Below are 4,746 nucleotides of genomic sequence, written 5' to 3' on the forward strand. Positions count from 1 at the left end.
AGAAAGCCGCTTTTTGCCTTACGGCATAAAAGCGGCTTTGTCTACAATCTGAGAGTACTCTTAACATTGGTTAAGAGTACTCTAATTGCTGCTTGCCTATTACTTTATTTTGTTTGAGACGGAGATACAGGCTCCTTTTTGGTTTTGTTTGACTTCTTCGGGCCGCGACCTGGCTTCTTATCGCCCACACCCGTCACCTCCAATACATTGTGGCAAATAGTATAACCAGATGCTTTTGTCTTATGCAAGAGGCCAGGGTGCTTTAGGTAAAGATCAAAATGAAAGACAAAAGATGAATTCTAAACAATCAGAATTTATTATACCACACAAAAATTGAGAATTCAATGAACATTATGACACATAAAAACTAAATTTATCGACATTTTCGCACAAAAATTTCAAATTTAAGCAGGATTATGAGATTTTTAAAAGAATGTATGTATACAGTATTTAATTTCAAATTAGTTTTTCATGCGTAGTTCATTCGCTGTTGTTAGTTGATCAACTAATGACAGCTACCCACCCAAATACATAAAAAGGAAGGGATACCTATGGCAAAAATGAAAACTATGGATGGCAACGCCGCAGCAGCTCATGTAGCCTATGCATTTACAGAAGTTGCGGCAATTTATCCCATTACCCCATCGTCAAACATGGCAGAAAATGTTGACACTTGGGCAGCCGAAGGACGTAAAAACATCTTCGGGCAAACAGTGAAGGTTGTTGAAATGCAATCTGAGGCTGGCGCTGCTGGCGCTGTACATGGCTCATTGCAAGCCGGTGCTCTTACCACCACTTTTACTGCTTCACAAGGTTTGCTGCTGATGATTCCCAATATGTACAAAATTGCCGGTGAATTGCTACCTGGCGTTATCCATGTAAGTGCTCGTGCCGTTGCCGCTTCCGCACTTAACATTTTTGGTGATCACCAAGATGTCATGGCAACCCGTCAAACTGGTTTTGCCTTATTGGCTGAGAGCAGTGTACAACAAGTAATGGACTTGGCTGCCGTTGCCCATCTCGCAGCTATCGAAGGCCGTGTTCCATTCTTGAACTTCTTTGATGGCTTCAGGAATTCCCACGAGATTCAAAAAATCGAAGTTTGGGATTATGATGATTTAGCTAAAATGGTCAACTACGAAGCATTAGCAGACTTCCGTAGACGGGCTCTTAATCCAGACCATCCGGTAACTAGAGGAACTGCGCAAAATCCAGATATCTACTTCCAAGGCCGCGAAGTTGCTAATGAATATTATGAAGCACTACCGGAAATTGTTGAAAAATACATGGCAAAAGTCAAAGAATTTACTGGTAGAGAATATCACCTCTTCAACTATTACGGCGCTCCTGATGCCGATCGTATGATTGTAGCTATGGGTTCTGTTTGTGAAACCATTGAAGAAACCATCGACTATTTGAATGCTAATGGTGAAAAAGTTGGTCTTTTGACTGTTCACCTCTATCGTCCTTTCTCTGTTAAGCATTTCATGAAATATATTCCTAAAACAGTGACCAAGATTGCTGTTCTTGACCGCACTAAAGAGCCTGGCAGTGCTGGTGAACCACTGTATCTTGATGTTAAAAACGCATTTTACGGCAATGAGTGGCAACCGGTTATTGTCGGTGGTCGTTACGGATTGGGTTCAAAAGATGTTGTTCCAGCACAAATCCTCGCCGTATACGAAAACCTCAAAGCTGATAATCCGAAAAACGGCTTTACTATTGGTATTGTTGATGATGTTACCCATACTTCTCTGCCGCTTGGAGCCGATATCGATACTACACCTGAGGGTACACGCGCCTGTAAGTTCTGGGGCTTGGGTTCTAACGGCACAGTCGGCGCCAACAAAATGGCCATCAAGATTATTGGCGACAAAACCGACATGTATGCGCAAGGTTATTTCGCTTATGACTCCAAAAAATCAGGCGGCATAACTGTTTCGCACCTGCGTTTTGGCAAAAAGCCAATTAAATCTCCATACCTTATTAATAAAGCCGATTTCATTGCCTGCCACAACCAATCCTACGTGAATAAATATGATGTTCTGGCCGGATTAAAACCTGGTGGTACCTTCTTACTTAACTGCATTTGGAATGAAGCAGAACTTGAGACTCATCTGCCTGCAAAAATGAAACAATATATTGCCAACAATAATATTAATTTCTATACCATTAATGCAGTAGGTATTGCTAGAGAAATTGGTCTTGGCGGCCGGATTAACATGATCATGCAATCGGCTTTCTTCAAATTAGCCAATATTATTCCTATTGAAGATGCTGTAAAATATCTTAAAGATGCAGTTGTTGACGAGTATGGCTTAAAAGGCGAAAAAGTTGTCAATATGAACTTTGCTGCTATTGACAAAGGCATCAATGCTATCGTGAAAATCAATGTTCCAGAAAGCTGGAAGAATGCAACCGACACGGTAGTAGCTAAGCCTGAATTGCCTCCGTTCATTGAGAAGGTTGTTATTCCGATGAACCGTAACGAAGGAGATAGTCTGCCTGTTAGTGTGCTTAAGGAAATGGGCATGACTGACGGAACCTTCCCAATGGGAACTGCCGCATATGAAAAACGGGGTATTGCTGTCGAAGTACCTGAATGGGATGTCGATAAATGTATCCAATGTAACCAATGCTCTTTTGTGTGTCCACATGCTTGTATCAGACCGGTACTTGCTAACGAAGAAGAAGTTAAAAATGCTCCTGAAGGCTTTACCACCAAGAAAGCTAATGGTGCCGCAGATCTCCAATTCCGTATTGCTGTATCGCCATTAGATTGCACTGGTTGCGGTAACTGCGTTCAAGTTTGCCCGGCTAAAGAAAAAGCCATTACTATGAAGCCGCTGGAAAGCCAAATGCCTCAACAAAAACTGTGGGATTATGCTTTATCCCTTTCTAAGAAGCCTAATCCGGTTAACAAAGAAACTGTTCGTGGCAGCCAGTTTGAAACTCCGTATCTTGAGTTCTCCGGTGCATGCGCAGGCTGTCTCGAAACTGCTTATGCCAAACTGGTAACCCAATTGTTTGGTGACAGAATGATGATTGCCAACGCAACTGGTTGTTCTTCCATCTGGGGCGCATCGGCACCAGCTACTCCGTACTGCACTGACAAACGTGGTTTTGGTCCGGCTTGGGCTAACTCCCTGTTCGAAGATAATGCCGAGTTCGGCTTTGGTATGCATATTGCCGTAAAACAAATCCGTGAACGGTTAGCGGCCAAAGTTACTGAAGCATTGGCTATTGCTACTGGCGATGTGAAAGTAGCTCTCGAAGAATGGTTAGCTAAAAAAGATATCGGTGCCGGCTCACGTGAACGGGCAGAGAAACTGAGTGCTGCTCTGGAAGCTGTAAAAGGCACGAATGCCCTGCTTGACGAAATATACAGCTACAAAGATTTCTTTGTTAAACGTTCACAGTGGATCTTTGGTGGCGACGGTTGGGCATATGATATCGGTTACGGCGGACTTGACCATGTACTGGCTTCCGGAGAAGATATTAACGTGCTTGTATTTGACACTGAAGTTTACTCCAATACCGGCGGTCAGTCATCGAAAGCTACTCCGGCTGCTGCAATTGCTCAGTTTGCTGCTAGCGGTAAAGCAACTAAGAAGAAAGATCTTGGTTTAATGGCCATGAGCTATGGATATGTTTATGTAGCTCAAATTTGCATGGGTGCTGACAAGAACCAAACTCTCAAAGCCATTGCCGAAGCAGAAGCATATCCAGGACCGTCGCTCATTATCGCTTACTCGCCGTGCATCAACCATGGCTTAAAAGTAGGTATGGGCAACAGCCAGCTTGAATGCAAACGTGCTGTTGAAGCTGGTTACTGGTCCATGTATCGTTATAATCCTGCTCTCAAAGAACAAGGTAAGAATCCGTTCACCCTTGACTCCAAAGAGCCTACCGCTGATTTCAAAGAATTCCTCATGGGTGAAGTACGTTACTCCTCACTCAAAAAGCTGTTCCCTGAACAAGCCGAGGAATTGTTTGACAAGACTGCTAGAGATGCTGCTGAAAGACGGGATATGTACAAACGGTTACAAAAACTGTATGGTGATATTGTCGCTGAGTCAGCTGCTAAAGAATAAGTACCTTATAAACCTAGAAAGCGCTATTGCCTTGATCGGCAAATAGCGCTTTCTTTACGTTGTTAGCATGTAAGTCGAAATTCAATTGACTGCAGTTTTTACTATGACGCTTCTGACTGTCATAGCCATTCGGCAGTTTTAATGGATTAGGCACAAGCCGAGTCGATTTTAATACATAATATCAGCTCTGACAATATCAGTTGCTAACTTAGGCAAACCTGTAAGGGTTATAGGGAGTTTTTCGGCTTTTGCTTGGTGGGTAAAAAGGAGTACATCGCCAGCAAACAGCTCAAATTCGTTGTTATCAATGGTGAAAGTAATATTGCCGGCAACACAGTAGAAAGCAGAACTTACTTTAGTGAAGTGGTTAGGGTCAGCCGACCTTGGCTGCAAATTGAGTGGTGTACTCGTATTGGTGTGAAGGGCTGTCAATTCGCCAACACAGCCAGGTGCCAACATTAAATTAAAATCACGGACTTTGCCAAAACTTTTGGTTGTCCAATCGCCACTGAAGCTGTCTTGCTCAAAAGCTGCTAGTTTGGCAGTGTGATGCCCGGCGTGTTCCAATTTCATTGTACCTTCAAGCACCATGATTAGCCGCCATATTCCTGGCAGGGATGTAAATACCGATTCTTCCGTTTCGACTCTGGCT

2 protein-coding genes are annotated in these 4,746 nt (G+C 43.2%); one reads left to right on the forward strand and one right to left on the reverse strand.

Annotation, left to right across the window (positions count from 1 at the left end; genetic code table 11):
• The first annotated feature begins 551 nt into the window (after positions 1–551).
• A complete protein-coding gene (nifJ, locus tag AC29Z1_RS13665) occupies positions 552–4,094 on the forward strand; it encodes a pyruvate:ferredoxin (flavodoxin) oxidoreductase (RefSeq protein ID WP_488272007.1) in 3,543 nt (1,180 codons plus the stop codon).
• A 168-nt stretch (positions 4,095–4,262) separates the two neighbouring features.
• Here the strand turns inward: nifJ and AC29Z1_RS13670 are convergent.
• Positions 4,263–4,746, reverse strand: a 484-nt coding sequence (locus AC29Z1_RS13670; protein ID WP_488272008.1) for a HutD family protein, incomplete at its 5' end; no start/stop codon positions are given.

The sequence above is a fragment of the Sporomusa sp. genome (assembly GCF_057736855.1).

Bases quoted from the DNA above. Each gene is read 5' to 3' on its own strand.
- nifJ (WP_488272007.1), top strand. From the start codon at position 552: ATGGCAAAAATGAAAACTATGGATGGCAACGCCGCAGCAGCTCATGTA.